This window comes from Rhodopila sp. (assembly GCF_035548095.1).
GTDB lineage: Bacteria > Pseudomonadota > Alphaproteobacteria > Acetobacterales > Acetobacteraceae > Rhodopila.
The window spans coordinates 85,567-112,402 of record NZ_DASZUV010000021.1; the positions used below are offsets into that span (position 1 = coordinate 85,567).

The 26,836-nt window shown below is 67.5% G+C and carries 22 protein-coding genes and 1 pseudogene; 10 read left to right on the forward strand and 13 right to left on the reverse strand.

From position 1 onward, the window contains the following. The first annotated feature begins 8 nt into the window (after positions 1-8). Both VHC04_RS16470 and VHC04_RS16475 read left to right on the forward strand, forming a co-directional pair. Positions 9-1,709 carry an ABC transporter permease gene (locus VHC04_RS16470; protein ID WP_325683232.1) on the forward strand — a complete coding sequence of 567 codons (1,701 nt, stop codon included), beginning with the start codon at positions 9-11 and terminating at the stop codon, positions 1,707-1,709. Beyond that, positions 1,706-2,770: an ABC transporter ATP-binding protein gene (locus VHC04_RS16475; RefSeq protein ID WP_325683234.1), complete on the forward strand. Its 1,065-nt coding sequence runs from the start codon at positions 1,706-1,708 to the stop codon at positions 2,768-2,770. The genes VHC04_RS16470 and VHC04_RS16475 overlap by 4 nt, the downstream gene beginning before the upstream one ends. 97 nt (positions 2,771-2,867) lie before the next feature. On the opposite strand, the gene VHC04_RS16480 is transcribed toward VHC04_RS16475, so the two are convergent. Continuing rightward, positions 2,868-3,506 (reverse strand): RluA family pseudouridine synthase, encoded by a 639-nt coding sequence (locus tag VHC04_RS16480; RefSeq protein ID WP_325683236.1) that lies wholly within the window; start codon positions 3,504-3,506, stop codon positions 2,868-2,870. Between the two features lie 100 nt (positions 3,507-3,606). On the opposite strand from VHC04_RS16480, the gene VHC04_RS16485 reads away from it, so the two are divergent. Together VHC04_RS16485 and VHC04_RS16490 are read left to right on the forward strand one after the other, a co-directional pair. Then, positions 3,607-4,809 (forward strand): mandelate racemase/muconate lactonizing enzyme family protein, encoded by a 1,203-nt coding sequence (locus VHC04_RS16485; RefSeq protein WP_325683238.1) that lies wholly within the window; start codon positions 3,607-3,609, stop codon positions 4,807-4,809. A 25-nt stretch (positions 4,810-4,834) separates the two neighbouring features. Next, positions 4,835-6,052, forward strand: coding sequence for an MFS transporter (locus VHC04_RS16490; RefSeq protein ID WP_325683240.1), 1,218 nt, complete (start codon positions 4,835-4,837; stop codon positions 6,050-6,052). Positions 6,053-6,164: 112 nt separating this feature from the next. Here the strand turns inward: VHC04_RS16490 and VHC04_RS16495 are convergent. The 8 genes and pseudogenes from VHC04_RS16495 to ctrA form a co-directional block, all read right to left on the reverse strand. Then, positions 6,165-7,706, reverse strand: a pseudogene (locus VHC04_RS16495) (choice-of-anchor E domain-containing protein); the annotation flags it as partial. A gap of 319 nt (positions 7,707-8,025) precedes the next feature. Next, positions 8,026-9,816: an alpha/beta hydrolase domain-containing protein gene (locus tag VHC04_RS16500; RefSeq protein ID WP_325683242.1), complete on the reverse strand. Its 1,791-nt coding sequence runs from the start codon at positions 9,814-9,816 to the stop codon at positions 8,026-8,028. Beyond that, positions 9,813-10,460: a 3-oxoacid CoA-transferase subunit B gene (locus VHC04_RS16505; protein WP_325683243.1), complete on the reverse strand. Its 648-nt coding sequence runs from the start codon at positions 10,458-10,460 to the stop codon at positions 9,813-9,815. Before VHC04_RS16505 ends, VHC04_RS16500 begins: the two co-directional genes overlap by 4 nt. Before the next feature lie 14 nt (positions 10,461-10,474). Next, positions 10,475-11,131 carry a 3-oxoacid CoA-transferase subunit A gene (locus VHC04_RS16510; RefSeq protein ID WP_325683245.1) on the reverse strand — a complete coding sequence of 219 codons (657 nt, stop codon included), beginning with the start codon at positions 11,129-11,131 and terminating at the stop codon, positions 10,475-10,477. An 85-nt stretch (positions 11,132-11,216) separates the two neighbouring features. After that, positions 11,217-12,146, reverse strand: a complete 930-nt coding sequence (gene ftsY, locus VHC04_RS16515) for a signal recognition particle-docking protein FtsY (protein ID WP_325683247.1) — start codon at positions 12,144-12,146, stop codon at positions 11,217-11,219. Then, positions 12,146-13,375 (reverse strand): tRNA (N(6)-L-threonylcarbamoyladenosine(37)-C(2))-methylthiotransferase MtaB, encoded by a 1,230-nt coding sequence (gene mtaB / locus VHC04_RS16520; protein WP_325683249.1) that lies wholly within the window; start codon positions 13,373-13,375, stop codon positions 12,146-12,148. Before mtaB ends, ftsY begins: the two co-directional genes overlap by 1 nt. Further along, positions 13,372-14,217, reverse strand: coding sequence for a diaminopimelate epimerase (gene dapF, locus VHC04_RS16525; protein ID WP_325683319.1), 846 nt, complete (start codon positions 14,215-14,217; stop codon positions 13,372-13,374). The genes mtaB and dapF overlap by 4 nt, the downstream gene beginning before the upstream one ends. Positions 14,218-14,348: 131 nt before the next feature. Further along, positions 14,349-15,092 carry a response regulator transcription factor CtrA gene (ctrA, locus tag VHC04_RS16530; protein ID WP_325683251.1) on the reverse strand — a complete coding sequence of 248 codons (744 nt, stop codon included), beginning with the start codon at positions 15,090-15,092 and terminating at the stop codon, positions 14,349-14,351. A 191-nt stretch (positions 15,093-15,283) separates the two neighbouring features. Between ctrA and VHC04_RS16535 the strand changes: the two genes are divergently transcribed. The 4 genes from VHC04_RS16535 (at position 15,284) to msrB (ending at position 19,453) form a co-directional block, all read left to right on the forward strand. Beyond that, positions 15,284-16,726 carry a FliI/YscN family ATPase gene (locus VHC04_RS16535; protein ID WP_408903827.1) on the forward strand — a complete coding sequence of 481 codons (1,443 nt, stop codon included), beginning with the start codon at positions 15,284-15,286 and terminating at the stop codon, positions 16,724-16,726. After that, positions 16,686-17,162 carry a hypothetical protein gene (locus VHC04_RS16540; RefSeq protein ID WP_325683255.1) on the forward strand — a complete coding sequence of 159 codons (477 nt, stop codon included), beginning with the start codon at positions 16,686-16,688 and terminating at the stop codon, positions 17,160-17,162. Before VHC04_RS16535 ends, VHC04_RS16540 begins: the two co-directional genes overlap by 41 nt. 183 nt (positions 17,163-17,345) lie before the next feature. After that, complete coding sequence (locus tag VHC04_RS16545) at positions 17,346-18,929, forward strand: hypothetical protein (RefSeq protein WP_325683257.1); 1,584 nt, start codon at positions 17,346-17,348, stop codon at positions 18,927-18,929. A 98-nt stretch (positions 18,930-19,027) separates the two neighbouring features. Then, complete coding sequence (gene msrB, locus VHC04_RS16550) at positions 19,028-19,453, forward strand: peptide-methionine (R)-S-oxide reductase MsrB (protein WP_325683259.1); 426 nt, start codon at positions 19,028-19,030, stop codon at positions 19,451-19,453. Positions 19,454-19,505: 52 nt separating this feature from the next. On the opposite strand, the gene VHC04_RS16555 is transcribed toward msrB, so the two are convergent. The 4 genes from VHC04_RS16555 to VHC04_RS16570 form a co-directional block, all read right to left on the reverse strand. Continuing rightward, positions 19,506-20,852, reverse strand: a complete 1,347-nt coding sequence (locus tag VHC04_RS16555) for an MmgE/PrpD family protein (RefSeq protein WP_325683261.1) — start codon at positions 20,850-20,852, stop codon at positions 19,506-19,508. A 90-nt stretch (positions 20,853-20,942) separates the two neighbouring features. Continuing rightward, positions 20,943-21,173, reverse strand: coding sequence for a hypothetical protein (locus tag VHC04_RS16560; protein WP_325683263.1), 231 nt, complete (start codon positions 21,171-21,173; stop codon positions 20,943-20,945). A 55-nt stretch (positions 21,174-21,228) separates the two neighbouring features. After that, positions 21,229-23,529, reverse strand: coding sequence for a recombinase (locus VHC04_RS16565; RefSeq protein WP_325683265.1), 2,301 nt, complete (start codon positions 23,527-23,529; stop codon positions 21,229-21,231). A gap of 419 nt (positions 23,530-23,948) precedes the next feature. After that, positions 23,949-24,968, reverse strand: a complete 1,020-nt coding sequence (locus VHC04_RS16570) for a hypothetical protein (RefSeq protein WP_325683267.1) — start codon at positions 24,966-24,968, stop codon at positions 23,949-23,951. Positions 24,969-25,069: 101 nt separating this feature from the next. Between VHC04_RS16570 and VHC04_RS16575 the strand changes: the two genes are divergently transcribed. Both VHC04_RS16575 and VHC04_RS16580 read left to right on the forward strand, forming a co-directional pair. Then, on the forward strand, positions 25,070-25,828 hold the full coding sequence (locus tag VHC04_RS16575) for an SDR family oxidoreductase (protein WP_325683269.1): 759 nt from the start codon (positions 25,070-25,072) through the stop codon (positions 25,826-25,828). 12 nt (positions 25,829-25,840) lie between these two features. Then, positions 25,841-26,821 carry a hydroxyacid dehydrogenase gene (locus tag VHC04_RS16580; RefSeq protein WP_325683271.1) on the forward strand — a complete coding sequence of 327 codons (981 nt, stop codon included), beginning with the start codon at positions 25,841-25,843 and terminating at the stop codon, positions 26,819-26,821. The last annotated feature ends 15 nt before the right edge of the window (positions 26,822-26,836 follow it).

Sequence of the window (26,836 nt, forward strand, 5' to 3'; positions counted from 1 at the left end):
ACCTTTCCATGCGTGCCCTGAGCCTGCGTCTGCGCGGCATCGGCATTCCCGGCCTGCTGATGCTGCTGGTGGTGCTGCTGTGCGCCGCCCTCGTCGTCTACCCGGTGGTGTTCATCGTCGCGGAATCGCTGAATGTCGGCGAGCCGGGCGTATTCCCGCCGGAAGCCATCAGCCTCGCCAACTATGCCGGGATGCGGCGGGACCTGGACGTGCTGGTCAACACGCTGCTGGTGGCGTTCGGCGCCACGGTCATGGCGGTGGTGATCGGCTTCGTGCTGGCCTGGATTCTGACACGCACGAACATCCCCGGCCACGGCCGGCTGGAACGGCTGATGGAGCTGCCGTACTACATGACGCCGCTGGTTGGCGCGATGGCCTGGGCGGTGCTGGCGGCGCCGAAGAACGGGCTGCTGAACCAGCTGTGGCACGTGCTGGGCGGCGGGGGAGATCTTTTTAATATCTATGCTCCGCTGGGCATCGCCTGGGTCATGGCGCTGTTTGAGGGCACGGTCGCCTTCGTCATGATCTCAGCGGCGATGAAGTCGATGGACCCGTCGCTGGAGGAAAGCTCCCGCGTGTTCGGTGCCGGCAAGCTGCGCACTGCGCTGCGCATTACCTTGCCGCTGGTGGCGCCCGGCGTGCTGTCGGCGACGGTATTCGTGTTCGCCGAGATGCTGGGCGCCTTCGCCGCGGCATTCGTGCTGGGCATCCCAGGCCGTTACTATGTCGTGACGACAGCGATCTGGGAGTCGACGCAGTCCTTCCCGCCGGAATACGGGCGCGCGGCGGCCCTGGGTCTGTCGCTGTTCGTTGCGATGGTGGTGACGCTGACGATCTCCAAGCTGATCATGCGCCGCGGCGCCTATGCCACGATCACCGGCAAGGCGTTCCGGCCGCGGCCGGTGGATGTCGGGCGGGCGCGCTGGCTGCTGGTGGCGGTCGCCTGGTTCTACATCCTGGTCGCGGTGATCCTGCCGCTGGCTGCGCTGCTGCTGACCTCGTTCCAGAAATTCGCCACGGTGGACCTGTCGGAGAGTATCTTCACGATCGCCAACTATGTCACCGCGCTCAGCACCGGCACCCTTGGGCCGGCCTTCCTCAACAGCCTGATCCTGGGCCTGTCGGTGGCCAGCATCGGCGTGCCGGTGATCGGCATCCTGACCTGGATCGTCTACCGGTCCGACCTGCCGGGCCGCGGCCTCGTCGAATATGTGCTGATGTTCCCGCAGGCGGTGCCGCGGGTGGTGTTCGGCCTGGGCCTGCTCTGGGCCTGGATCAATATTCCGATCCCGATCTATGGCACGCTGTGGCTGCTGGGTATCGCCTATTTCACCGTGTTCCTGCCGCTGGGCCTGCGCACCATGGCCGGTGTCGTGCTGCAGGTCGATCGCAGCCTGGAGGAGTGTGCTCGGGTCTGCGGCGCGTCCTGGCTCCGGCAGATGCGCACGATCTCCTTGCCGCTGCTGCGGCCGGGCTTGGCGGCGGCCTGGCTGCTGATCTTCATCGCCTCGGTGCGGGAACTTGGCGCGTCGATCTTCCTGATGGGGCCGCGGTCGAAAGTGGTATCACCCGCCATCATCAACGCCTGGCTGACATCCAGCTCTGAGCTGTCGGCCGCGATGGCGGTGATCCTGACCGCGACCGTCTTCGCCGCGGTGGTTGTTCTGTTCGGCGTCGCGCGCCGTTTCACGGGGACGCAGCAGGCATGACGCCGCGTATCGAAGTCAACGACCTGGTCATCCGCTATGGCGAGGTCGTCGCCGTCAGCGGCGTCAGCTTTGCCATCCAGCCGGGTGAGCTGGTTACCCTGCTGGGGCCGTCCGGGTGCGGCAAGACCTCGACCCTGCGGGCGATCGCCGGGCTGGAGGATCCGTCTTCCGGCACCATCCGCCTGGGCGGCGAGACGGTGTTCTCCTCGGCGGAACGGCGCAACGTGCCGACCGAGAAGCGGCACTTGTCCATGGTGTTCCAGTCGTATGCGATCTGGCCGCACATGACGGTGGCCGAAAATGTCGCGTATGGGCTGACACTGCGAAAGCTGCCGCGCGCCGAGGTGGAGCAGACGGTACGCCGCGTGCTGGACATGGTGCGGATGGATGGCTACGCTGACCGGTCAGCGTCGAAACTGTCGGGCGGCCAGCAGCAGCGCGTGGCGGTGGCACGCGCCATCGCCTTCTCCCCCACCGTGCTGCTGTTCGATGAGCCGCTGTCCAACCTGGATGCCAAGCTGCGGACCGAGATGCGGGTGGAGATCCGGGAATTGCAGCGGCAGCTGGATGTCACATCCGTCTACGTGACGCATGACCAGGAGGAGGCGCTGGCGATCTCTGACCGCATCATCGTCATGGACCATGGCCGGATCGAACAGATCGGCACGCCCGAAACGATCTACAACCGTCCCGGCAGCCTGTTCGTGGCGGACTTTGTCGGCGCCGCCAACCTGATTCCCGGCCGCCTGGCCGCGGACGGCGTGTTCGAGGCGACGGGCGGCGTCCGCTTGGCCGTTGCCGAGGGCGGCAAGCAGGACGGAACGACAGTGGCGCTGCGCTCCTCGTACGTCGAATTGCGGCCGGAGAGTGCGGCGGTGCCGGACCGGATGAACGTTGCCGCCGGCATGATCCATCGGCGCATGTTCCATGGCGATTTCATCCAATACGTCGTGGACTGGCCGCCGGGCCAGCTGATCGTGCGCCGGCCACCGACCGAGATGATCGACGAGGGTGCCTCCGTGCGGATCGTCTGCGCGCCGGAGCATTGCGTGCTGTTATGAGCTGACGCCTCCCGCGCCGCCCGCGCGAAGGAACCATCAGGTAACCACCAGATCAGGGCCGCGCGGCACAGTCAGCGGGTGCGGGACGTGGTCCTCGTCAGACGTGAAACCCGCAGGCGCGCAAAGCCGCCCGCATATGCGATGGTGGTTCGGATGTCGCATCGACCGCGGGAGTCAGCGGCAGATGGATGGCGCGCGACAGCAGGTGTAGCGGGCCCGCGCCACCGCCATAGCGTTCGTCGCCCAGTATCGGCGTGCCCAGATGCGCGCAGTGGACGCGGACCTGGTGTGTGCGTCCGCTGCGCGGGCGCACCTCCAGCCAGGTCAGCCGTGGCGTGCGGCCCAGCACGCGCCAATCGGACGTCGCGGGCTGGCCGGCGGGATCGACGGCCATGCGCCAGCCGGCGCGGTCGGTCCGGCGCAGCAACGGTGCGTCGATACGCCCGCCCTCTCCGGGCGGGTGGCCTCGGACGATGGCCCAGTAGGTCTTCTCGGCTGAACCATTCTCGAAACAACCCTGCGCCGCCAGCAGCGCGGCCTTGCGCAGCGCGATCACCAGGCAGCCGGCGGTGTCGGCATCCAGCCGGTGCACCAGCCACGGACCGTCCTTCCGGCGGGACAGAAGCGGAAAGACATCCTCCACGCTTGGTCCGCCGGCCGGGCCCGCATGGACGGGCAAACCCGCCGGCTTGTCGAGGACGACGAAGCGTCGGTCCCGGAACAGGATGGGTGGCATCTGCATTGCCTGCCTGGGGTAAGGGTATTGGACCGGCACGGGCAAGCAGGGATACACTGCCGCCCGACGGTCCGGAAGAACGCGCCCAAGGAAACGTGCCATGAAGATTGCCCGCATCGAGACCTTTCTGTTCGATCCCGGCACCGCGAAGAACCTGCTGTTCTGCCGCGTGGAGACCGAAAGCGGCGTACATGGCTGGGGTGAGGCCTATGTGACGCCCGGCAAGGAGCCGGTCATCGAAAGCCTGCTGAAGAACCTGGCGAAATACATGATCGGGCGGGAGGCGACGCAGATCCGCCACACCGCGCAGGTGGTGTTCGAGGATTTTGCCATGCGCCGGACATCCCTGGACCTGATGTCGGCCTGGAGCGCGATCGAGATCGCGCTCTGGGATATCGTCGCCAAGAAGGCCGGGATGCCGCTGTATCGGATGCTGGGCGGCGCGTCGCGGGAGCGGGTGAAGGTCTACGCCAATGGCTGGTCCAGCGGCACCGAAACGATCGAGCAGAATGTCGAACGCGCCCTGAAAGTGCGGCAAGCCGGCTACACCGGCCTGAAATGGGACCCGTTCCCCGGCCCGTGGCGCAGCTTCATTCACCGCGAGGATGAGGACCATGTCGTCCGCTACGTCGCCGCCATGCGCAAGGCTCTCGGCCCCGACTTTACCTTGCTGGTGGAGGTGCATCGCCGCCTGGCGCCGATCCATGCCATCCGTATCGGCCAGCGGCTGCGCGAATACGATGTCGGCTGGTACGAGGAACCGTGCCTGTGCGACAATATCGAGCTGGTGGCCGAGGTGCGCCGCGCCATGCCCGGCGTGCCGATCGTAACGGGTGAGGCCATCTATTCGAAGGAAGGCTTCGCGCAGGCCTTCGCGGCCAGGGCCGCGGATATCATCAACCCCGATATCTGCAATTGCGGCGGTGTGTCGGCGATGCTGGACATCGCGGCGATGGCGCAGCCCCATGCCGTGGCGATCGCACCGCACAACTACAATTCCACGCTGGTGGGTCTGGCCGCGACGGTGCAGCTGTCCGCCATGATCCCGAATTTCTGGATCGCCGAATGTTTCATCAATCTGAAGCCGGCCTGCGACGAGATCGCGGTGACGCCGCTGACCGTCCAGGACAGTTTCGTCGACCTGCCCACGACGCCGGGGATCGGCATCGACCTGGATGTGGCCAAGTTACGGGCGAAACCGTATCGCGACATGGGGACGCGGATGGGCAAGGGACTCCGATCGTATACCGAGGAATTCCCGAAGAAGCACTACACGCCGGCGGCGACCCGCACAGGGTTCTGACGGGGGCCGGGCGCCCCGGCCACCGATGAACCGCTACCGCACGCTGCTGGCGGCGCCAAAATTTCGGGAATTCTTCGGCGCGCTGCTGGGCAACAACCTGGGTACCTGGTGCGTGATCGCCAGCCTGCCGATCCTGGTGGCGGATCGGTTCGGCGCTGGCATGGCACTGGTGCTGACCCTGGGCATGCGGATTCTGCCCAAGATCGTGCTGGCGCCGCTGGCCGGCTTCCTGTTCAGCCGCTTCGGCGCCGCGCGCGTCGCGGGATCGGCGTTGCTGCTGCAGGCCGGGCTGACCACGCTGGTGCCGCTGTGTCCCAGCCTGTGGCTGTTGCAGGTGCTGATGGCCGCGACCGGCACCCTGGATCTGTTCGTCATGCCGGGCCTGTTGTCGCTGCGCGTGCCCGTCACCCCGCCCGGGCTCGCGATGGAGGTCAATACGCTGTGCTCGGTCGCCGATCGCGGTGCCAAGGTGATCGGTCCGGCCTTGGGTGGCCTGGCCATGCTGGCCGGCGCGGAGCCGGCCTTTGCCGGCTTTGCCATCCTGATCGCGGCGTCTTCGGTCATGGTGATGCGGCTGCGCGCGGACGCCGACATGTCCACCCGCCGGTCCCAGGGCGCAACGATCGGCGGGCTGTGGCGCCTGGTCCGCACCGACCGGCAACTCGCCGGCCTGATGATCGCCGGCCTGACCTACATGGTGATGCTGGGCGGCCTGCGACCGTTCCTGTTCTGGGCGAACCGGGACTGGTATGGCGGCCAGGACAGCGCGTGGACGGGACTGTTATCGGCGCAAGGGGCGGGGGCGCTGATTGGCGCCGTGGTGTCGGCGCTGTTCGCGCACCGGCTGATGCGGCACATGTCCGCCTTCCGGCTGAGCATGCTCACCGGCGTCCTGGAAGGCCTGTTTCACCTGTTGCTGCTGACGGCTGGCACCAGCGCGCAGGCCATGGCGGTCCTGGCTGTCGCGGGCATCCCCGAAATCGTTTCCACCGCGGCGTGGTTCACCACCTTGCAGGCTCGGGTGACCGCGGCGCAGCAGACGCTGTTCTTTACCGCGCTCGCACCTTTATGGGATCTGTGCTTCGCGTTGGGGATCGCTTCGGCCGGGCTGCACGCCCAGGGGGTGTTGTCGCTGTCGGCGTATTGGGCGTTCGTGTCGCTGTGCGCGACGCTGCCAATCGTTCCGTTTGTTTTTCTATCCGAGCGAGGTGGCGTCGGGCGGCCTGAAGCGGCGCTCCGGTGACCACCAGCGGGGCGCAGCCGGCGGCTTCCCAGGTCATGGGCGCGAAATCCGGGTAGAGCTGGATGCCGGGGCCGCCATTGGCGAAGGCGGAGCGGTTGCCGGTATCCAGGAAACTTTCAACCGGAAGATTATCGGCCAGCAGCACGGCATGCCGTGTCAGTTCGACATGGTAATAGGTGATCCGATCCGCCGCGATCTGTTCGATGCTGTGCCTGTTCACCAGCAGGCGGATCGGGATCAGCACGCCATCGAAAAACACCGCGTGGTCGGGCGAAAGCAGCAGGTCCCGCCGGGGTTGGCCGCGGCCGAACGCTCCACGCCGGACCCGCACCGGCAGGATCCTGGCCGGATCGGGGTGGTGCGTGCAGTCGACGGAGCGATGGCCGATCCAGATGATCGGCAGCGCGATGCCGTCCGCCGTCACCGCGTGCTGGCCGGGTGCCAACCGCTCCACCGCGACCGGTCCGTCCGTGGTCAGGATGCGCGTGCCGGCGGCGAAGCAGGGCAGTTCGGCCGCCGCCTCGTAGACGTAGCTCAAGGAGACGACGGCGCCGGTGCTGAGTTGCTGCAGCACTTCCATGTTCGCGCCACCGGTGGCGTAGCTGGTGCCCAGCGAGCTGATCGGCAATGCGTAGGAACCGGTGCCGGTGAAGGCGGCCAGGACCGAGGCATCGGTGATCGACGTGGTCAACTGCCCGGCGAGGGGATATGGATCGCTGCCGGTGTCGATCCGGCCGGAGCTGCCGGCGAAATCCACCGTGCCGTCGAAGGCGCCTAGCGCCATGCTGTCCTGCGTGGTCATGCCGACGGTTGCGTCGGTAGTGCCGGGCAGGTCGAGCGTGACGTCGGCCGATTGGGTGGTGTTGTAGGTGATCGCGGCCGGGCCGGTGTTCTCGGCCGAGACGGTGCCTATGATGGTGCCGTTCACCGTGATGTCGATCGCTTCTAGCCTGCCCAGCGACGGATCGAAGCGCGACACCGCCCAGGATGTGGTCCAGCCGACGACCTCCGGCGCGATGGTGAGCGTTTGGGCGACGCTGGTCTGCGCGTTGGCGATGTTCAGGACGCCTGGGACGCTATTCTCCGCCAGGGTAAACCCAGAGCCACCGCTGAACCCGCCCCCGCCGCTTTGCCCCACCGGCGTATACGCGTAGGTCACGTTGACGATCGCCGACGCCGCCGTCAGCAGCGACTCCCGCAAGGCACCGCCGCCGGTCACCGCCGCATTCCCGGTATCGGTGACCGTCAATGGCATCAACCCGCTGCCGATGAAGGCGGACAGGTTCGTGGTCAGGCTCCCGCTCGCGGTGCCGGCGTTGTCGATCCCAAGCAGCTTCGCGCCGGACGCGCCGGCATAATCGATCGAGCCATCAAAGGCCGCGAGCGCGTCGGTGCGCGTCGCGTTGGTGGACATGGAAACGACAGTCAGGCCGGCCGCCTGCACCCAGAAATTGTTGGTGATGGCAACCGAGACGTCGGCCGCCGCGGCGCCGAGGTTCTCGATCGCGATATTGCCCCAGCCCGCCGCGTAGATGGTGAACGTGACAGAGTCGAGCGTTCCCAGGGACGGATCGAACTGGCCGAAATCCAGGACCCGCGTCCAATCCGCCAGCGCGGAATCAATCGTCAGGCTTTGGGTGATGAATTCGGTCATCGGATGTCCGGGTTGGCCTGTTCAGCCGCCGTTCAGGCGGGTATCGCCGCAAGGGGAGTCCCCCACTTGAGCCCGTATTGCAGCGGGTCCGCTATAGAATCCGAATGTATCCAAGACAAGTCAAATATAACCGAGTCGTGCCTCACATAACAATTATGAAATGCGGGGCATGAGGAGTCCGCCGAATGATTACGTCAGGCCTGGGATTTCTCGTCTCACGACGTGCATGATGCCGCATGGGCACACGCATGGCGGGCTGTACGGCCCTCAGCCCGGTGTAAACATAACTAAAAGATAATGACCCCGGCCGTCCGGGCTGCTACCGCACGGCGTCCTCGGGCAACAGCAGCCGGTCGCGCACCAGTGCCGCCGTCACCTCACGCCGAATCCAAGCCGGTCCGGACGGATACCGTTCGGCCAGAGACGGGCGCGGATCGCCGATCGCCTCGCGCTGCGCCGCTGCGTCGGCAAAGGCCAGGAACGTGCCGTCGCGGTCGGCCAGCTCGCCGTCGGGGTAAGGTTGCGCGTACAGGTTCCAGCCCGCGAAGCTGCCCAGCGGCACCGCGATGTCCGGCAGACGGATGCCGGCCCGTTCGTTGCCGTCGGCGTCGACCTGCGGCACCAGCACGCCATAGGACGCGGAGGCCGGGGCCGGGTTGGTCCAGTCCGCCAGCGGCGAGACATCGTTCGCCGCGGCCGGCCGGCGCAGGCCGGGGATCGCCGGAAAGCCGACCGCGTCTGCCGGCACCAGTGTCCCGTCAGCGATGCGCGGCACGCGGCTGGCCGGTGGCTCCCGGCCGTCAGCGATCCACGCATCCAGCGCCACCAGCAGGGCCCGCACCGCCGCCATCGGGTCGTGCCAGTTGCGCGGGGCCACGCAGGGGCCGGCGTCGCGCGGCATGCCTGCTTTGCCGCCATGTTGCGTGCCCGCGATCAGGAAGCAGCGCACGTTCGCTGGCAAGGCCACGTCCCGCGTGCCGGCCGGATCGGTGTGCAGCAGGGAGGCACCCTTCTGCCAGTATTCGGTAGAGGTATTCGTTTCGATCAGCTTTGGGTCGGTGGCATCCCCCCGCATCAGCGCACCGCCATTGCCGGTGATCGGATCATCCAGGCGGGCACTGGAAAACGGAAACTCCACTTCCGGGAAGTCATGGTCCTCGTGCCAGGTCCGGGTCCGGAACGGTTGCGCGAACGGCGTGTTCAGGAATACGCGGCCGATCCCGGCGACATGGGTGAACACGCCGTCGAACACGCGCTGCCCGTCCTCATCGGCGTTGAAACCCTGGGCGATGTGGTCGCGCAGATACCGCCCGGCCTGGGAGATGCCGAAACCGATCGCATGGGTCATCGGCCGCCCCAGCAGTTCGGCGCCGTGGCGGCGCAGATGGCTGATGAGGTCGCGCGTCGCCGCGAAGCCGATGCCCTGTACGCGTGGGTTCGTCGCGGTGTAACGGACTTCGTAAATCGAGCCGATCTCCGGCACGCCGTCCGCCAGCCGGACGGTGCGGTTGTCAACCATGATCGAGGCCACCGGCGTGCGGGGAGCTGTCTGGGTGCGGCGGACCGTCACCGCCGCCTCGCCTATGGCCTCGAACGACAGTTTCAGCACGTCATGCACGCCCAGCCGCGTGCCGGATACGAATTCCTCGCGGATGGAGCGGGAAAATCCATCGATTGCGGGCACGTCCAACGACAGGCCGGTGGCGGCGGGCGCGCCTGAATCCCAGCCGCTCCACAGCAGGGAAAAGCCGCGGTGCAGCGGCATTGCGTTGCCCAGGTCGGTCGCCGTCTCCGGCGCATTGCCCGGCTTGCCGGCGCACAGATTGGCGAACAGCATGATCCGGCCGCGGTTGTTGACCTCATACAGCAGCCGGCCATTGCCCTTGGCCGCGTCGGCTGGCTTCAGCAGCACGAAGCCGGACCGGTACCGTACGAGCCCCTCGGCGTCGCGCGGCGCCTTGTCCAGCAGCGCGATGCCCCGATTGGCGGGATGCGCGGGGTCCAGCCTGCCATGGGCCATGCCCTCGATCCGTTCATAGGCGCCCGCCGCTCCGAACACCGCGCCGCCGACGAAGGGCGCGCGGCGGGTGACCTCCAGCCGCGTGATCATCGCCAGATCAGCTCCGCTTCGGTACGATCCTGCAGGTCTTGCCGTGTCAGGCCGGGAATCATTTCCACCACTTCGAACCCGCGCGGCGTCACCTCCAGCACCGCCAGATCCGTATAGACGCGTCGCACCACGCCCTTCGCGGTCAGCGGGTAGGTGCAGGCCTTGCGGAGCCGCGGCGAGCCATTGGCCTTGGTGATGTGTTCCATCGCCACCCACAGGCGCTTCGCGCCGATCGCCAGATCCATCGCGCCGCCCACCTGACGCACCGGATCGGTGGCGGAATGGGCCCAATTGGCAATGTCACCGTTCTGTGCCACCTCGAACGCGCCCAGCACGCACAAATCCAGATGCGCCCCCCGCGCGATGGCGAAGCTGTCGGCGTGGTGCACGAAAGCACCGCCGGTGCGCAGCGTGATCGGCTGGGTGCCGGCATTCACCAGGTACGGATCGACGTTTTCCGGTGCTGGCGCCGGCCCGGCGCCGATCACGCCGTTCTCGGAATGGAAGATCACTTCCCGCTCCAGCGGCACGTGATCGGACACGCCGGTCGGGATGCCGATGCCCAGATTGACGAACCAGCCTTCCGGGATGTCCCGGGCGATACGGGCGGCGATGCCGGCGCGGTCGAGCGGCTTGAATGACATGACGACGACTCCTTTCAGGCCGGCACGTGCAGGACGCGGTGAACGAAGACCCCGGGCGTGTGGACATGCTCCGGCGGGATGTCGCCCAGGCCGACCTTGTGTCTTGCCTGAACAATGGTCAGCTTCGCCGCCATCGCCATCACCGGGTTGAAGTTGCGGGCGCTTTCGCGGTGCGTCAGGTTGCCCCAGCGGTCGGCCTGCCAGGCATCCACCAGCGCGACATCACCGGCCAACGGATATTCCAGCAGGCAGTTGCGGCCATTGATGACGCGCGTCTCCCGCCCCTCGGCCAGCAGCGTGTCGGCACCGGTGGGCGTATAGAAGGCCTGGATGCCGGCGCCCGCGGCGCGCAGCCGTTCCGCCAGCGTGCCTTGCGGCACGATCTCCAGCTCCAGCTTGCCGGCGGCGAACAGCCGGCCGGCGACGCTGTCGCCGCGGACAAAGCTGCAGATCAATTTCCGAAATTTCCCCGATGCGAGCAGGTCGGCGACGCCGCCGCCGTCACGCCCGCCCGAGTTGGCGACCAGTGTCATGTCGCGCGCGTCCTGCGCGACCAGGCCCTGCAACAATGTGTCGGCCATGCCGTTGCCGAACCCCGGCACCAGCACCACGGCACCGTCCTGGATTCCGGACAGGGCCGCCGCCATGTCGGGTACGAACTTGTCGATCATTCCACGCGTTTCCTGAACCCTCTACGGCGCGGATTTGACCGTAGAACGCGGGCCCTGGCAAACCCGCCGGCAAGCGTGGCCTTACTTATGCCGGTCCGTCCGCTCCCACCAGGCCGCGGGCGAACTCCACCGCGTCGAAGGGACGCAGATCGCCGGCCTTCTCGCCGACGCCCACGGCGTGTACCGGCAAGCCGAACGTCTCGGCCAACGCCACGACGATGCCGCCGCGCGCGCTGCCGTCCAGCTTGGTGACCACGAGGCCGGTGACCTCCACCATCTCCTTGAACACCTTCACCTGCTGGATGGCGTTTTGGCCGGTGGTGGCATCCAGCACCAGCAGTACGCTGTGCGGCGCGGTCGCGTCCTGCTTGCGCAGCACCCGGACCATTTTCCGGAGTTCCTCCATCAGCGCGCCCTTGTTGTGCAGGCGACCGGCGGTGTCGATCAGCAGCAGGTCGGCGGCCTCGGCCCTGGCCTTGGTCAGCGCGTCGAAGGCCAACCCGGCGGAATCGGCGTTCACGCCGCCAGCGACCACCGGCGTCCCGGTCCGCTCCCCCCAGATCTGCAACTGCTCCACCGCCGCCGCCCTGAACGTGTCGCCGGCGGCCAGCACCACGCGCTTGCCCTGTTCGGTGAAGAGCTGCGCCAGCTTGCCGATCGTCGTCGTCTTGCCGGTGCCATTCACCCCCACCACCAGCACGACATGCGGCTTCAACGCCGGATTCGGCTCGAACGGCTTCGCCACCGGCGTCAGGATGGCGGCGATCTCCTCGGCCAGCGCCTCGCGGATTTCCGCGTCGGTCACCTCGCGGCCGAACCGGCTGCGACGGAAGGAGGCGATCACCCTGGCGGCCACGGCCGTGCCCAGGTCGGCCGAGATCAGCACATCCTCCAGCTCCTCCAGCGCCTCGTCATCCAGGCGACGCCTGGTGAAGACCGAGCTGATGCCGCCGGACAGTTTCTGTGTGCTGCGCGACAGCCCGTCCCTCAGGCGGCTGAACACCCCCAACGCCATCAGGCAGCCTCCGCCAGCAGGGCGCCCTGCGCGGTGCCGGTCACCCTCGCGGCCAGCAACCGGCCGGATCCGGTGACATGCGCCAGCCGCACGGGCGCGAAATGTTCCGTATGGCCGGTCTGCGCCGCCTCGGTCAGCACCGAGACGGTGGCGCCCACCTGCGCCGCCAGGAACGCGGTTTCGTTGCGCGCGCCGGCCTCCCGCAGCAGCGCCGCGCGTGCCTTCCGATCCGGCTTCGGCACCGCGGGCATGCGGGCGGCCGGCGTGCCGGGCCGTTCACTATAAGGAAACACGTGCAGGAACGGGATGTTCGACATCGTCACGAAATCCAGCGTCTCCTGGAAAAGCGCATCCGTTTCGGTCGGGAACCCGGCGATCAGGTCGGCACCGATCGCGATCCCGGGCCGCAGGGACCGGGCACGCTCGATCACGCCCAGGGCCTCGGCGCGCAGGTGGCGGCGGCGCATGCGCTTCAGGATCAGGTCGCTGCCGGCCTGCAGCGACAGGTGCAGATGCGGCATCAGCCGGGGTTCGTCGGCGATCAGCCGCCACAGATCATCGTCGATCGCCGCCGGATCGATCGAGGACAGGCGCAGCCGCGGCAGTTCCGGCACCTGCGCCAGCACGCGGCGGATCATCTGCCCCAGCCGTGGCGTGCCGGGCAGGTCGGACCCGTAGGAGGCGATGTCGACGCCGGTCAGCACGATTTCCCGGTAGCCGGAGTCCAGCAGCAAGCGGATCTGCCGCACCACCGCGCCAATCGGCACCGACCGGTTCGGGCCGCGGCCGAACGGGATGACGCAGAAGGTGCAGCGATAGTCGCAGCCCTGCTGCACTTGAACGAAGGCGCGGGCGCGCCCGGCGAATTCGGTGACGAGATGCGCCGCGGTCTCCCGCGCCGCCATGATGTCGGAGACGGCGGAACCGGCGCCGGGCAGCCAGCTTTCCGGCTTCAGCTTGTCGTCATTGCCCAGCACGCGCGCCACGCCAGGCAGGGCCTCCCAGGCGGCCGGATCGATCTGTGCGGCGCAGCCGGTGACCACGATCCGCGCATCCGGGCGCTCTCGAACCAGCCGCCGGATCGCCTGCCGGGCCTGGCGTTGGGCCTCGGCGGTCACGGCGCAGGTATTCACGATCACGGTGCCGTCCTGCCCGGCGGCGAGGCCGCGCATGACCTCGCTTTCATAGGTGTTCAGCCGGCAGCCGAAGGTCAGCAGTTCCACGCTCATGCCGGCAGCGAGTCCAGATCGATGGTGCCGTGGAAGGCGGTTACGGCCGGGCCGGCCATCAGCACGTGACCGTCGGCGCGCCATGCGATGCCCAGCGTGCCGCCATCGACGATGACGCGGGCACGCCGGTCGGTCAGGCCGCGTCGGTGCGCGTTCACCAGCGCGGCGCAGGCACCGGAGCCGCAGGCCAGCGTCAGGCCGGCGCCGCGTTCCCATACCCGCAGGCGGATCGTCTCGGGGTCGAGCACCTGGGCGAAGCCGATATTGGCGCGTTCCGGAAAGATCGGCGCGTGTTCCAGCGTCGGTCCGATGCGCGGGATGTCGAGCGCGTCCAGGTCCGGCACGAAGAAGGTGGCATGCGGGTTGCCCATGCTGGCGGCCGCGGGGCTGTCGACGCCGCCGGCGGACAGGTCGAGCCGGACCGTGTCGGCCGGTTCGCGCAGCGGGATGTCCTGCCAGTCCAGCCGGACCGGGCCCATGTCGACCTCGATCTGTCCGTCGGGCAAGCGGCGTGCGGGCAGCTCGCCGGAGATGGTACGGATGACGGTGTCGGTGCGGCCGGTTTCCCGGAACAGGATATCGGCGACGCAGCGCGTGGCATTGCCACAGGCACCGGCCTCGGAACCGTCCGGGTTGCGGATGCGCATGAATACGTCCGCACCCGGATCGGCTTGTTCCAGAACGATGAACTGGTCACAGCCGATGCCGGTGTGCCGGTCGGCGATCGCGGCGGCGCGCGATCGGGTCAGGCGAGGGGGGGTCAAGCCGAGCGGATGGGCGCGCGCGTCGATGATGACGAAGTCGTTGCCGCAGCCGTGCATCTTGACGAAGCGGGTGATCATCCCGCGCATATAGAGGAGCCGCGGTCATTGCGCCACGTCCGCGAGCGGATACCGGCTGCCCGCGCTGCACGCGGCGTCCGCGGATCGCATCCGCGTCGGCGTATCGGCGTATCGGCGTATCGGCGTGCCGGTCAGCCGGCCGAGGCGCGCCGCGGCACCCGCGGCGGAGCGTAGACGGGGGGGAAGGCATCGGTCGCCTGGCCCGCCGGCTCCCGGATCATGTAGCCGCGGCCCCAGATCGTGCCGATGAGGTTGTCCGCCCCGGCCTGGGCGAGTTTTTTTCGCAGCTTGCAGACGAAAACATCGATGATCTTAACCTCCGGTTCATCCATTCCGCCGTACAGATGGTTCAGGAACGCTTCCTTGGTCAGAACCATGCCCTTGCGCAGAACCAGCAGCTCCAGAATCGCATATTCCTTCCCGGTCAGCCGCACCTCCTTGCCGTCCACCGTCACTTCCCGGCTGTCCAGGTTCAGCTCCAGCGGCCCCAGCTTCACCGATGGCTGGCTGAACCCCTTGCTGCGCCGGACGATCGCCTGCATTCGCGCCAGAAGCTCCGCCTTGTCGAATGGCTTGGTGATGAAGTCATCCGCCCCCAGACTCAGCGCCTTCACCCGCGCCTGGGGCAGGGTGACGCCGGACAGGATGATGACCGGCGTATCGTTGCGGGCGACCCGCATGCGACGGACCACCTCGAACCCCTCGATATCGGGCAGCGCCAGATCCAGCAGGACGATGTCGTATTCATAGTGGCGCAAAAGCTCGAGGGATTCCTCGCCGCTATCCGTCTGATCGACGATGGCGCCGGCTGCCTTCAGCATAAGGGTAATGCCCCGCGCCGCTATCAGGTCATCTTCTACCAGAAGGACGCGCATCCACTCCTCCTAATGTGTCTGGCCGTTAATATCTACCACTATAGCGTGTTCATGGCTACCGTATTATCGCATTTTACGTGTATTTTTTTATCATACACTGCTATGCTTTCACCTTGCCTGAGAAGGTCGCGAAATTTGTGTCAGAGAACGATGTCAAGATCGCTGATTTAGACATTCCGCTTCAGACCGCGCTGGACGCCTCCGCGGCGCGCATGCGCCGGATCGCGCCATTCGCGATCAGCGGCATCGTCACGGCGGTGCAGGGGTTGATGGTGGAGGTTGACGGCCTGTCGGGTCTGCTGGCGGTGGGTGACCGGCTGGACCTGCGGGCGCGCGGCGACCGCGCCATCCAGGCTGAGGTCATCGGATTCCGGGGCGGCCGCGCCCGGCTCATGGCGTTCGAGGATCTCGACGGATTGGGCCCCGGCGCGGCGGCTACGCTCCTGACCCGGTATCACGGCATGATCGACGTATCGCAGGGCTGGCTTGGCCGCGTCATCGACCCGCTGGGCCGGCCGGTCGATGGCAAGGGACCGCTGCCGGGCGGCCGCCGGCCGCGCGCCACCCGAACCAGCCCGCCGGAGGCGACGCGGCGCGCCAGGGTCGGGCCGCGGATCGACCTCGGGGTGCGGGCGTTGAACTGCTTCACGACCTGCCGGCAAGGACAGCGGCTGGGGCTGTTCGCCGGATCGGGCGTCGGCAAGTCCACCTTGCTGTCCATGCTGACCCGCGGTACCGCCTGCGATGCGGTCGTACTGGCACTCGTGGGTGAGCGCGGCCGCGAGGTGCGCGAGTTCATCGAGGACGAGCTGGGTCCCGACGGCTTGGCCAAGGCGGTGGTGGTCGTCGCCACCTCCGACGCGCCGCCGCTGATGCGCCGGCAATGCGCGTATACCGCGATGACGGTGGCCGAGCATTTCCGGGATGGTGCCGGGGAGGGGCGCTCGGTGCTGCTGCTGATGGACAGCGTGACAAGGTTCTGCCTGGCCTTGCGGGAGATCGGGTTGTCCGGCGGCGAACCGCCGGCCACGCGCGGCTATCCGCCCAGCGTGTTCGCCGAACTGCCTCGCCTGCTGGAGCGAGCGGGCCCCGGATCGGTGCCGGAGACAGGAGAGGCCGGCCAGATCACCGGCTTATTCACGGTGCTGGTGGAAGGCGACGACACCAACGAACCGGTAGCCGACGCGGTGCGGGGAATTCTGGATGGCCATGTGATCCTGGATCGCCGCATCGCCGAAAGCGGGCGCTACCCGGCGATCGACATCGCACGCTCCCTGTCACGCCTCGCGATGGGCTGCCTGGCGCCTTGGGAAGCCGAGGCGGTCGCCAAGGCTCGGGCGGTGCTGGCCCTGCACGCCGACATGGCGGATATGGTCCGGCTGGGCGCCTACAAGGCTGGATCAGATCCGGCGGTGGATGAGGCATTGCGCCTGGCTCCGGCGATCGAGGCGCTGCTGCGCCAGGACCGCCATGAAACCGCCGACATGGCCGGGTCCTTCGCGCGGCTGCGCGATGTCGTGGCCGAGGCGCGGCTGCGCGATGTCGTGGCCGAGGCGGGGCCGCGCGATGTCGTGGCTGAGGCGGGGCCGCGCGATGCGGCGGCGGGCGCGGCAGGAGCAAGAGATGGTGCGTGACCGGCTGTCCGTCCTGCTGGCGATCCGCCAGGCCGGGGTGGACTCGGCCGTGCGCGCATTGGCGGCCTGTCTGGCAGCGGAAGCGGATGCGATCCGGACCATCGCCACCATTGACGCGGCGCGTCCGCCGGAGCGGCGGGCGGCCGATGAGCACGCGGCCTCGCCGCCGGACCGGCGCGTTTTTGCCGCGTGGTCCGCGTGGGCGCGGCAGCGGCGGGCGCAGGCGACCGCGGCGTTGGCGGAGGCCGAGCGGCGCACCGGCGAGGCCCGTGCGCACCTGGCCGAGGCCCAGGCCGCTGCTCGCGTCGTCGACGAACTGATCGCCCTGCGCGCCGCCGCCGCCCAGGCCGAGGCGGACCGGAAAGACGCCCTGGCGCTGGATGAAGTCGTCCGCGCGCAAAGGATCGTCCGGCTACAACGACAGGAGGTGGAATGAGCCAAACAATCATCTCATATATTTGCGGTTGTGCAAAAATATGGTATTTTTGTAACGAAATTTGTGCAATCCGGCTACGATTTCACCTTGTTTCAGCCATTTAGGGGCGCTTTAACGGACCCAGGTGGCAATGGCGCGGCGGTCGCGCCAGATCACATCGCTGGCGCATCCCGACCTGTTTCCATGAGTCTGTCGCTGCATCCGGCACCGCGCCGGCTGACCCTATCGCCCAGGGCGCTGGTCCGCGCGGCCAGTCTGGCCGCCTTCCTGGCGGTGCTGGGCTTTGTCCTGTTCGTCGCGCTGCGGTCGCCCCTGAAAGACGATATCGCCTGGCTGCTTTATGTGGCACGCCGCTGGATGGCGGGGCGGGAACTGTATATCGACGTCGTCGAGGTCAATCCGCCGTTGATCATCTGGATCTCCGCCCTGCCGCTGCGGATCGCCCAGTGGCTGTCGGTGGATCCCCAGTTCGTTGCCATGCCGTTCCTGGTCGCCGCCGTCCTGGCTTGCGTGTGGTGGAGCGCCGGCCTGCTGCGGACGCGCGGCGGCCCGTTCGCCGAACGGCTGCCAGTATTTGCCATCATGGCGGCGGTCTTCCTGCTGATACCGGCCGGTGAGCTGGGACAGCGGGAACATCTGCTGATCGCCGGCTTCCTGCCGTATCTGGTGCTGCTGGCCCGGCGGATGGATGGCAAGCGGGAGGCTCTGGCGGCGGCGATCGCCGCCGGCGTGTTCGCCGGTCTCGGCGCCGCTCTGAAGCCGCGTTACGGCGGGATGTTCGTGGTGCTGGAATGCCTGGCAATGACGCGCGGCTTGCGGCCATGGCGGGCGATGCCGGTCGCCGCCGCCACGACGCTGTGTGCGTATGCCGGCCTGGTGGCGCTGGTGTGCCCGGCCTATCTGCGCAACGCCATCCCGATGGCACTGGCGCTGTATGGCGCGACGGACGTACCGATGACGGCGCTGCTCGCGGACAGTGCCCTGCTGATCGCAGGCATGGCCGCGGCGGCTGTACTGCTGTGGCTGCGGCGCGATCGCCTGAAGGGCGACAGCCTGATGCTGATCCTGGTCGTTTTTGCCGTGACCAGCACAGTCATCTGTTTCATGGACGGCAAGGACTGGTTCTACCACCGCATCCCGGCCACGATCGCGACGGTACTGGCGCTGCTGTCATGGATCGCCGCCGAAATAGGGCGGGGACGCCCGCGTGGCGGCGCCGCGCTGGCCGGCCTGGCCATCGGCATTGCCGCCCTGGGCATGTTCTGGACGGACTCCGCCCAGCGGCTGCAGCCCGCCCTGATAGCGGCCATCCAGCCGCGGACGACGACCGTCGAGCGGTTGGAAGCCATGATCAAGGCGGAGCACGCCCGGACCTATATCGCCTTCTCCGAGTGGATTGCCCTCGGCTTCCCGGTGGTCAACGAAACCGGTGTCGTCTGGGCGTCGCGCTTCGATTCGATGTGGGCCTTGAAGGGCGAGATCTGGCGGGCGGGCTTCGACCCGGCGGCCAGCCGGGAATGGCCGGTCGCCCGCTGGGTGGCGCATGATTTCATCGCCGGCTGCCCCGATATCGCGGTGGTCGATACGCGGGAGCGGATCAACTACATCAAGGTGCTGCGCACCGCCGATCCTGCCTTTGGCCGGGTCTGGTCCCGTTATCGCCAGATCGCCGCGTTTGACGGGTTGGTCGTCTATCGGCGGGGCAAGGGCGGCTGCCTGGATGTCTGGGTTGCCGCCGAAGCGCACCCGATCGGCCGGGTGCGGTAACCGGGCGCCGTGGGCCCCGCCGGCCGGATGGGGGTGGTTGAGCTTCCTGGCGGGATCATCACATGATGAGCGATCCGCACAGGGGAAGGAGTCCGAATATGAAGCGCCCAACCGGCGACGCGCCGGATGCCGGATTTCCGGTCCAGCTCAGCGACGAAGAGTGGCGGAAGAAGCTGTCACCCGATCAGTACCAGGTGCTGCGCCACCAGGCGACGGAACGGCCGGGCAGCAGCCCGCTGAACCATGAAAAGCGTGCCGGCACCTTCGTTTGCGCCGGCTGCGGCAAGACGCTGTTCGAGTCCGACACCAAGTTCGACAGCGGCTGCGGCTGGCCCAGCTTCTACCAGGCAAAGGACGGCGCGGTGGCCGTGCGGGAAGATCACAGCCACTTCATGGTCCGCACCGAGGTGCTGTGCGCCGATTGCGGCGGCCACCTGGGCCATGTTTTTCCGGACGGCCCGAACCCGACCGGCCTGCGCTACTGCATGAACGGGCTGGCGCTGGACTTCAAGCCGAAGACATGATCCGGGCGGCGTAACGGCCGCTGTGTCCCGGACACAGCGGCCGGAAGTGCGATCACGCTTGCGCCGTCAGCTCCCGCGCGGTGATCGACTGCAGGGCCGACAGCCGGTTGAACAGGGTCTCGGCGGGGATCGAGGAGTGCCCGACATCGAGGCAGTCGGCGAATTTTTCGAAAATCTGCCGATCCGTCAGCGGCCGTGTCGGGTGGCCGGTGGCGCGGGCCACGGGCGTGCCCGCGATGGTACGGCCGTCCAGCAACCGGACCGTCACCTGGTCTTGCGGCGCCGCGCCAGGCAGCTCCGGATCGTGTTCCGTCGTCGTGACGATCTCCACCTTCCGCATCAACGCCTGGATGTCGGGCCGCTGCACGAACGCATCCGTCAGTTCCCGCAGGCCGACGCGCTGGGCGACGATCCCGCTGGCCATGCAGAACTCCATGCTGAACTTGGCGGCGAGGCCGGTCTCCGGCTGGTGGTTGCGGAGCACGGTGGAGAAATAGTCGCTGATGTTGACGGTGATCTTGTCCACCTGCTCGGCCTTGATCGGGCTGGCCTGCACCAGGTCCAGCATGCAGTCGATGGCACGATGGGTGCAGTAGCAGGTCGGGTATTTCTTGATCCCCAGACCTTGTTTCAGGATCGCCCATTCCTGCCCGGCTTTCGGCTCGCTGGTCCGGTCCTCCGTGCCGGTGGGGGAGATCGCATGCAGGAAGCCCTGCGGATGCTCCAGCGCGTCGGTGTTGGCGGTGAAGCCCGCCTCGGCCAGGCGTGCCGCCATGATACCGGCATGCGCCGACTTCCCGGCGTGGAACGGTTTCGTCATGGTTCCAAAATTGGACATGATGCCGGCCGCCTGCGAAGCGCCCAGCGCGATGGCGATGGCGGATTTCTCGGCGTCCAGCTTGCGAAGTTTCGCACAGGCCGCGGCGGCCCCGACCGCGCCATACAGCCCGGTGGGGTGCCAACCCTTCTGGTGCAGCAAGCCGCTGTCGCGGACGAACAGTTCCGCCCACACCTCGTAGCCGGCGATATAAGCGGTGATCATGTCGGCACCGGAAGAACCCAGATGCTCCGCCTCCGCCAGGATCGCCGGCACCAGCACCGTGCTGGGATGGCCGCGCAGTGCCACGTCGTCATAGTCCAGGGCATGCGCCGCGGTGCCGTTGATCCAGGCTGCGTCCGGCGCCGGAGCCTTGCGGTCGGTGAAGGTCAGGGTTGCTGGTCCGTCTCCGGGGGCAAGCGTCTCGGTCAGGATGCGTACGCAATCCTCGTCCCGGCCGGCGATCATCGTGCCGATCGTGTCGATGAAGCCCATCCGGGCGATGCGCGTGGCCTCGTCCGGCAGGCGGTTGGGCGACAGATCAGCGACAAATCGGCCCAGATGCTTGGTTAGAGTGGTCATGGACGGTTCTCCCGTTGGTGGCATGGCGTGATGTGCCGTGGGAGCGGATTGTCGCCTTTGCCGGCCAACCGTCAATGTCGGCGATGGGGTTTATGACGGCTTCAGGTACTCGCCCAGTTTTTTGCCGCTGCCGTCCAGGATGAAGTCCCGGCCGGCGATGCGCACCGTGACGGTCTGGTCCATGGCCAGGTTCAGATGCGCGATGTCCACCGCGAAGCCATGGTTGCCGTTGCCGTAACCGGCACGCATGAGGTCCGGCCGATGGTCGCCAGCCTTGAAGGTCATCACGTGGCTGGTGTCGATGAACAGGTCCAGCTCCACCGGGCCGGGCCGTTCACCTCCCAGCGTCGTGCGTGCAATCGGCCGGGTGCCGCTATCAGATCGGGCAGACCCCGGTGGCGCATTGCAGGTGCTCGAGGTCGATCGCTTCGGCCGCTTCGGCGCCGCGATCGATGCCGCGCATGATCTCGGCGAACCGCTCCGCCGACACCTCCTCCTCCGGCAGGTATTCGTATCCCAAGGCGTGATCCGGCCGGCTGGGCAGCACCGCGCAGCATCGCACGCCCGGCTGCTGGTCGCGCACGACGGCACGGAATGCCTCCAGGTCGTGGCGATCGGTAAAAATCTTCAACGTATAGCTGACCTGGTTGCCTTGCCGGGCGCCGATCCAGTGGCGTTCCAGCAAGTGCAGCCAGCGATATTGCTGCGCCGGCGTCGCCTCGCTGGCGGTCACGCCGCGTTCGCCCAGCCCGAGGCGCAGCAACAGCGGCACTGTGGGGAAGCCGACCACGGTCATGCCGGGGAACGTCCTCAATGTCCGCATCGGATAGCCGCGCTCCGCATACTCGGCCAGCAGCGGATCGGCACCGGCCGACCAGACGCCGGTATCCGGATCGCGCACGCCCTTGAACTGCACCCAGCGCAGATAGTGCCGTCGGGCGGGCAGGTGCGCGCCCTCGGTCAGGCCGAACAGCTTGCTGGTGGTGCCGGCGGGCTTCACCGTCGTTACGGTGACCGGCCGAGCGAGACCCAGTTCGGCGGCGTAGCGGTCACCCTCATCCTTGGCGGCGGTGGAGAACCGGTCCAGCGCCGCCCAGAAGGGGGCGGACCGCTGCTCATCCAGCAGGTCGTGGAAATCCAGGCCGAAACGCAGCCAGGCCCATTCATGCAGTCCGGTCGGGCCGATGCCCATCCGGTTGGTGCGGGCGACCTCTTCCCCATACAAAGCGTCCATGCCATTGGCCCGCATCAGGAAGCGGACGCCCAGGCGAACGGCATCCTCGACTCGCGCGTCCCACAATGCGGCGACCTCAGCAGGCGGCTCGCCGGGGACGATGTCTTCCAGCGGCACCGGGCAGGCCAGCAGCGGGGCGAAATCGGCGATCACGCAATAACCGCCGGTGACATGCAGCGCGATCTCACCACACGGGTTGGTCGTCACCGGAAAGTCCGACACCGCCGCGCGGCGAGACGCCTCGGCCAGCAAGCCGGCCGCTTCTGTCACCTGGTATCGGGTCGAGCGGAAATCGCGCCCGTCCTCATGGACCGGCTTGTGCCAGGCGGAGCCTGTGCGGTGGTCTTCCAACTTGTCGCCGTTGATGAAGCCGGGTTCGCCATTGATCCAGGCACACGCGGTGGCTGCCTCGAACACGGCCCGAGCGTGCGTGGTCAGCGCCTGACCGTCATGGTCCTCCCGCACCCGGCGCCAGAACTCGGCATCGACCATGACGGAGTGGTTGGCTGTCCACAGCCCACCCTCCGCCTTGCAGCGGATGAAGCGCAGCACGTCCGGGTCGCGCCAGGATTTCGTCGCCATCCGGGCCGCGCGGCGGGCGCCCCCGACCTGGACCTCGACCGATAAGTGATGATCGACCAGCAAGGCCTGTTCCCACGGCTTCAGGTTGGCGGCCTTGCCGATCACCTCCCGCCGGATGTTCAGGAAAGCCCGCAGCAGGGAGATCGGCCCGGAGGCCGGCCGGCCCTGCATGCCCATGATCGGCGACCCGGCCCGGCGGATGCTGGAGAAATCCAGGCACAACGTGCGGTCCTGCTGGCCCCGGAAGGTCATGGCTTCCAGGATTTCCATGGCCTTGGCCCAGCCTTCGCGGCTGTCGGCGATGCGGTGATGGATGGCATCGACCGGTGCTTCCCGCGGGCTGGCCAGCAGGTTGTCGCGCAGGAACGCGCGGACGGCGTCCAGATCGGCGGTGGCCGGCGTGGCATTCCACGGCAACAGGTTCAGATCGCGGCCGAAGCGGAGCAGGTCGTCCGCGCCCCGCGGGTAGTCGGGGTGCCGGGGCGACAGATACAGCAGCAGGGTAGGGGCCCGCCCCCAATCCACCACCGAAAGCGCGTCATCATAGGACCGGCCGACCCCGGATCCGTTCAGCAGCAGATAGAACTTGGCGAAGGAGGCGATGGCGGTGGCGCAGTTGGTAAACACCTCCATATTCCGCTGCGGCTGCGTCAGGTCGCCATGCTGCAGATGCCGGCCGGATGTCAGCAAGGCGCCGCTGGCGATGGCATTGCGCAGGCGCGCCTGTTCCTGCCGATCCGCCGCGGTCTGCGGCCGGCCGAGGAGTGCCATGTTGCCGGCGGCAACCCGATCGGCAACCCGGCCAAAATCCTCCTGATCGTCGGGGCGAAAGATGGTGCGGCGCGCGACGGCGATTCCCATGCCGGGATCCAGCGGCCGCCCGGCATGCGCGACGTGTCCGAAATGGACGCCGGGGCCCGGGCGCGGACTGGGGCGCGGACTGTCGAGAATAGGCGAGCTGAAGCCGTCCATCGGGAACCGCACCTTGCGTCAACAAAACCATATATAGAGTGTATTCTGGCGGGTTCAACACGATATATGGGTTCCGTCGCGATATGGGTTCCGTCGCGCGAGCGACGGTCTGCGCCAGGCTTCACCCGGTCCTACCGGCGGAGCATCGGTCAAGAGGGCGTCGGGCACGGGCGTCTTTCCATGCCTGGTGGACGCGGTGGGTGGAGCGGTCGGGCACCGAGACGCTGCCGTCGATGGTCTCTCCGGTCACCGGCCCGTGCAAGGCGGCGGCTGCGCCGCCCGCTGCCCGGTCTCGGGTTGGCCGGCTATCAGCCGCCAATCGACCAAGTGAAGCCCTCGCGCCGCACTGTCATCCGTCTGTCGTGCGCCATTGCCGCGCCTTCCAGCAACCCGGCCCAGCAATCCAGCAGTACATCACCGCCTTCCGGCACGCCTCGCATCAACGCCCAGCCCTCCTGGCGCACCACGAAGCCGGCGCCGTTCCGTTCCATGGCGGCGCGGTCGCCTTGCGCCTCGGCCAGCCGGACCATAAACCGCGCGAACCCGGCCGCGCCCGGTTCGGACGTGATTCCCAGGCCAGCGGCGGTATCAGGATACATCTGCATTCCGACCAGCCGAGCGGCGCCGCCGGCCAGGAAACGGGTGGCTTCGGGACCGAAGGCCTGCAGCACCTCGGGCAGGGCAGAGCGGACATATTCCATCGCATAGCCGCGATGCGCCTTGGCCAGCCGGGCCGCCGGCCAGGCAACCGGGTCCAGCTTGGGGGCGCGAGCGGGGTCGAAGGGCGGCGCGGATTCATGACGGGCGAAGCGCAGCCGCTCCTCCGGCGCCAGCTCCCGATCGTGTTCCAGGAAATAGCCTTCCAGTCCCGGCTGGCCGTCCGGCGTCATGCCGGTGCAGACGAAGCCCAGGCGCGGATTGCCCAGCGACACGCCGTTATGGGCCTGCCAGCCGCGCAGCATGGCGGCGGACACCTCGGTGGGGATGGCGCAGATGGTCACCGTCGGCCAGACCCAGCGTGGCGGCGGGAAGCGAACCCAGGCCTTGCGATCGCTGTCCGGCATGAACTCGACGGAAACGCCGCCGATCCGGTTTGACAGGTAATGGTAGCTGGCGGCGGCGACCGCATCGGGCAGCGTGTCGAGGCCCAGCTTCCTCAGACCCGGCAGAAAGCGCGCATGGTGTTGCCGGCGGAACGTGCGGAATACCAGCTCTGCCGCGTCCTTCGCGCCGCGCTGCGCCACGGTGCGAAGGACCAGGCCGGCGAAGAAATGCCGATACAGCTCGGCGACGCTGCGCCAGGCCGTCAGCTCCGTGGTATCGGTCACCCGTTTCTCTCCCGTCGAGATGGGCGGGACTTGCCCGCCGGGTGCAGCAGGCTACAACGGGCGGCACGGATGCCAATGGGGAAACCCCGATGGAGGAGCGGATGGCCCGTCTGACGGGAAAGGTCGCCTGGGTGACGGGCGCGGGAACAGGAATTGGGGAGGCGGCCGCGCTGGCGCTGGCCGACGAAGGCGCGACCGTCATCCTGACCGGGCGGCGGCGCGAACCGTTGGAGCAGGTGGCCGACCGCATCAGCCAGACGGGATCGGCGCATGTGCAGCCGGCTGATCTGACCGACAAGGCACAGGTGCGGAAGGTCGGCGCCTATATCAAGGCGACGTTCGACCGGCTGGACATATTGGTGAACAATGCCGGCGTGAACATCGTGGATCGTCACTGGGACAAGCTGACCCCGGACAGTATCGATACGATGGTGCAAGGCAACCTGACGGCGGCGCTGTACTGCGTGACCGTGGCGCTGCCCTTCATGCGTGCGCGGAAGGATGGGCTGCTGATCCACACGGCCTCCATGGCCGGGCGCTTCATCGGCAATTTGTCCGGCCCGATCTATACAGTAGCGAAACATGGTATCGTGGCGATGAGTCACGGGCTGAACATGCAGGAATGCGTGCACGGCATACGCTCCACCGTGTTCCTGCCTGGTGAGGTTGCGACGCCAATCCTGGACAAGCGGCCGAACCCGGTGGGACCCGAGGAGCGGGCGCGGATGGTGCAGCCCGCGGACTGCGGCGACCTGATCCGCTACATCGCCTGCATGCCGCGTCACCTGGTGATGAATGAGGTGCACCTGACGCCGACCCATAACCGCGGCTATATCGCCGCGCTGCAACGTCAACTCTAGGAATGTCCTGTCATGGCTTCGAATAAACGCAAGGTGATGCTGCCGCACACGATGGGCAAGGCCGGCATCGCGCTGATGCAATCCCGCGATGATATCGAAACGATCATCTATTCCGCCGGCATCTCGCAGGCGGAACTGCTGCCGATGCTGGCCGATGTGGCGGGGATCGCGCTGTCCGGTACGCCATACAAGCAGGCCGAGATGGATGCCTCCCCCGCCATGCAGGTCGTGGCGCGCATCGGCGTCGGCTATGACGCGGTGGAGGTACCGGCATTGAGCGCCCGGCGTGTGCCGCTGATGGTCGCGGGGACGGCGAACTCGACGTCCGTGGCGGAGCAGGCGTTTCACCTGATTATCGCCCTGGCCAAGCTGAACCGCGCGATGGATGCGCTGGTCCGGCAGGACAAGTGGGCGCAGCGCCATGCGGTGCCGCCGATGGAACTGGCCGGCAAGACCGTCATCATCATCGGCTTCGGCCGTATCGGGACCCGCACCGCGCGGCGGTGTGCCGCGTTCGACATGAGCGTGCAGGTGTACGACCCCTATGTGAAACCCGAGGCGATCACGGCCGCCGGCTACACGCCGGTGAAGGATCTGGACGCGGCACTGCCGAACGCCGATTTCGTCTGCATCCATTGCCCGAAGAACCCCGAAACCGTGAACATGTTCGATGCCCGGCGGTTCGGGCTGATGAAGAAGGGCGCCTTCATCGTCAACACCGCGCGGGGCGGCATCATCAATGAAAAGGCCCTCTATGACGCGCTGAAGTCGGGTCATATCGCCGGCGCCGGGCTCGACGTGTTCGAGCAGGAACCGACCCCGGCCGACAACCCGCTGCTGTCGCTGGACACGGTCATTTCGTCCCCGCACATGGCCGGCGTCACAGTGGAGGCGATCGAGGCGATGGCCGTTGCGACGTCGAAAAACATCCTGAGCGTGCTGGACGGCGCGCCGATCAAGGAAAATACGATCAATCCCGAGGTGTATGGCTAAAGCGCGATCGCTTGA

Excerpts from the sequence above, each read along its gene's own strand:
- VHC04_RS16470 (WP_325683232.1), top strand. The coding sequence starts at position 9 with ATGCGTGCCCTGAGCCTGCGTCTGCGCGGCATCGGCATTCCCGGCCTG.
- VHC04_RS16475 (WP_325683234.1), top strand. The coding sequence starts at position 1,706 with ATGACGCCGCGTATCGAAGTCAACGACCTGGTCATCCGCTATGGCGAG.
- VHC04_RS16480 (WP_325683236.1), bottom strand. The coding sequence starts at position 3,506 with ATGCCACCCATCCTGTTCCGGGACCGACGCTTCGTCGTCCTCGACAAG.
- VHC04_RS16485 (WP_325683238.1), top strand. The coding sequence starts at position 3,607 with ATGAAGATTGCCCGCATCGAGACCTTTCTGTTCGATCCCGGCACCGCG.
- VHC04_RS16490 (WP_325683240.1), top strand. The coding sequence starts at position 4,835 with ATGAACCGCTACCGCACGCTGCTGGCGGCGCCAAAATTTCGGGAATTC.
- VHC04_RS16500 (WP_325683242.1), bottom strand. The coding sequence starts at position 9,816 with ATGATCACGCGGCTGGAGGTCACCCGCCGCGCGCCCTTCGTCGGCGGC.
- VHC04_RS16505 (WP_325683243.1), bottom strand. The coding sequence starts at position 10,460 with ATGTCATTCAAGCCGCTCGACCGCGCCGGCATCGCCGCCCGTATCGCC.
- VHC04_RS16510 (WP_325683245.1), bottom strand. The coding sequence starts at position 11,131 with ATGATCGACAAGTTCGTACCCGACATGGCGGCGGCCCTGTCCGGAATC.
- ftsY (WP_325683247.1), bottom strand. The coding sequence starts at position 12,146 with ATGGCGTTGGGGGTGTTCAGCCGCCTGAGGGACGGGCTGTCGCGCAGC.
- mtaB (WP_325683249.1), bottom strand. The coding sequence starts at position 13,375 with ATGAGCGTGGAACTGCTGACCTTCGGCTGCCGGCTGAACACCTATGAA.
- dapF (WP_325683319.1), bottom strand. The coding sequence starts at position 14,217 with ATGATCACCCGCTTCGTCAAGATGCACGGCTGCGGCAACGACTTCGTC.
- ctrA (WP_325683251.1), bottom strand. The coding sequence starts at position 15,092 with ATGCGCGTCCTTCTGGTAGAAGATGACCTGATAGCGGCGCGGGGCATT.
- VHC04_RS16540 (WP_325683255.1), top strand. The coding sequence starts at position 16,686 with ATGCGGCGGCGGGCGCGGCAGGAGCAAGAGATGGTGCGTGACCGGCTG.
- VHC04_RS16545 (WP_325683257.1), top strand. The coding sequence starts at position 17,346 with ATGAGTCTGTCGCTGCATCCGGCACCGCGCCGGCTGACCCTATCGCCC.
- msrB (WP_325683259.1), top strand. The coding sequence starts at position 19,028 with ATGAAGCGCCCAACCGGCGACGCGCCGGATGCCGGATTTCCGGTCCAG.
- VHC04_RS16555 (WP_325683261.1), bottom strand. The coding sequence starts at position 20,852 with ATGACCACTCTAACCAAGCATCTGGGCCGATTTGTCGCTGATCTGTCG.
- VHC04_RS16565 (WP_325683265.1), bottom strand. The coding sequence starts at position 23,529 with ATGGGAATCGCCGTCGCGCGCCGCACCATCTTTCGCCCCGACGATCAG.
- VHC04_RS16575 (WP_325683269.1), top strand. The coding sequence starts at position 25,070 with ATGGCCCGTCTGACGGGAAAGGTCGCCTGGGTGACGGGCGCGGGAACA.
- VHC04_RS16580 (WP_325683271.1), top strand. The coding sequence starts at position 25,841 with ATGGCTTCGAATAAACGCAAGGTGATGCTGCCGCACACGATGGGCAAG.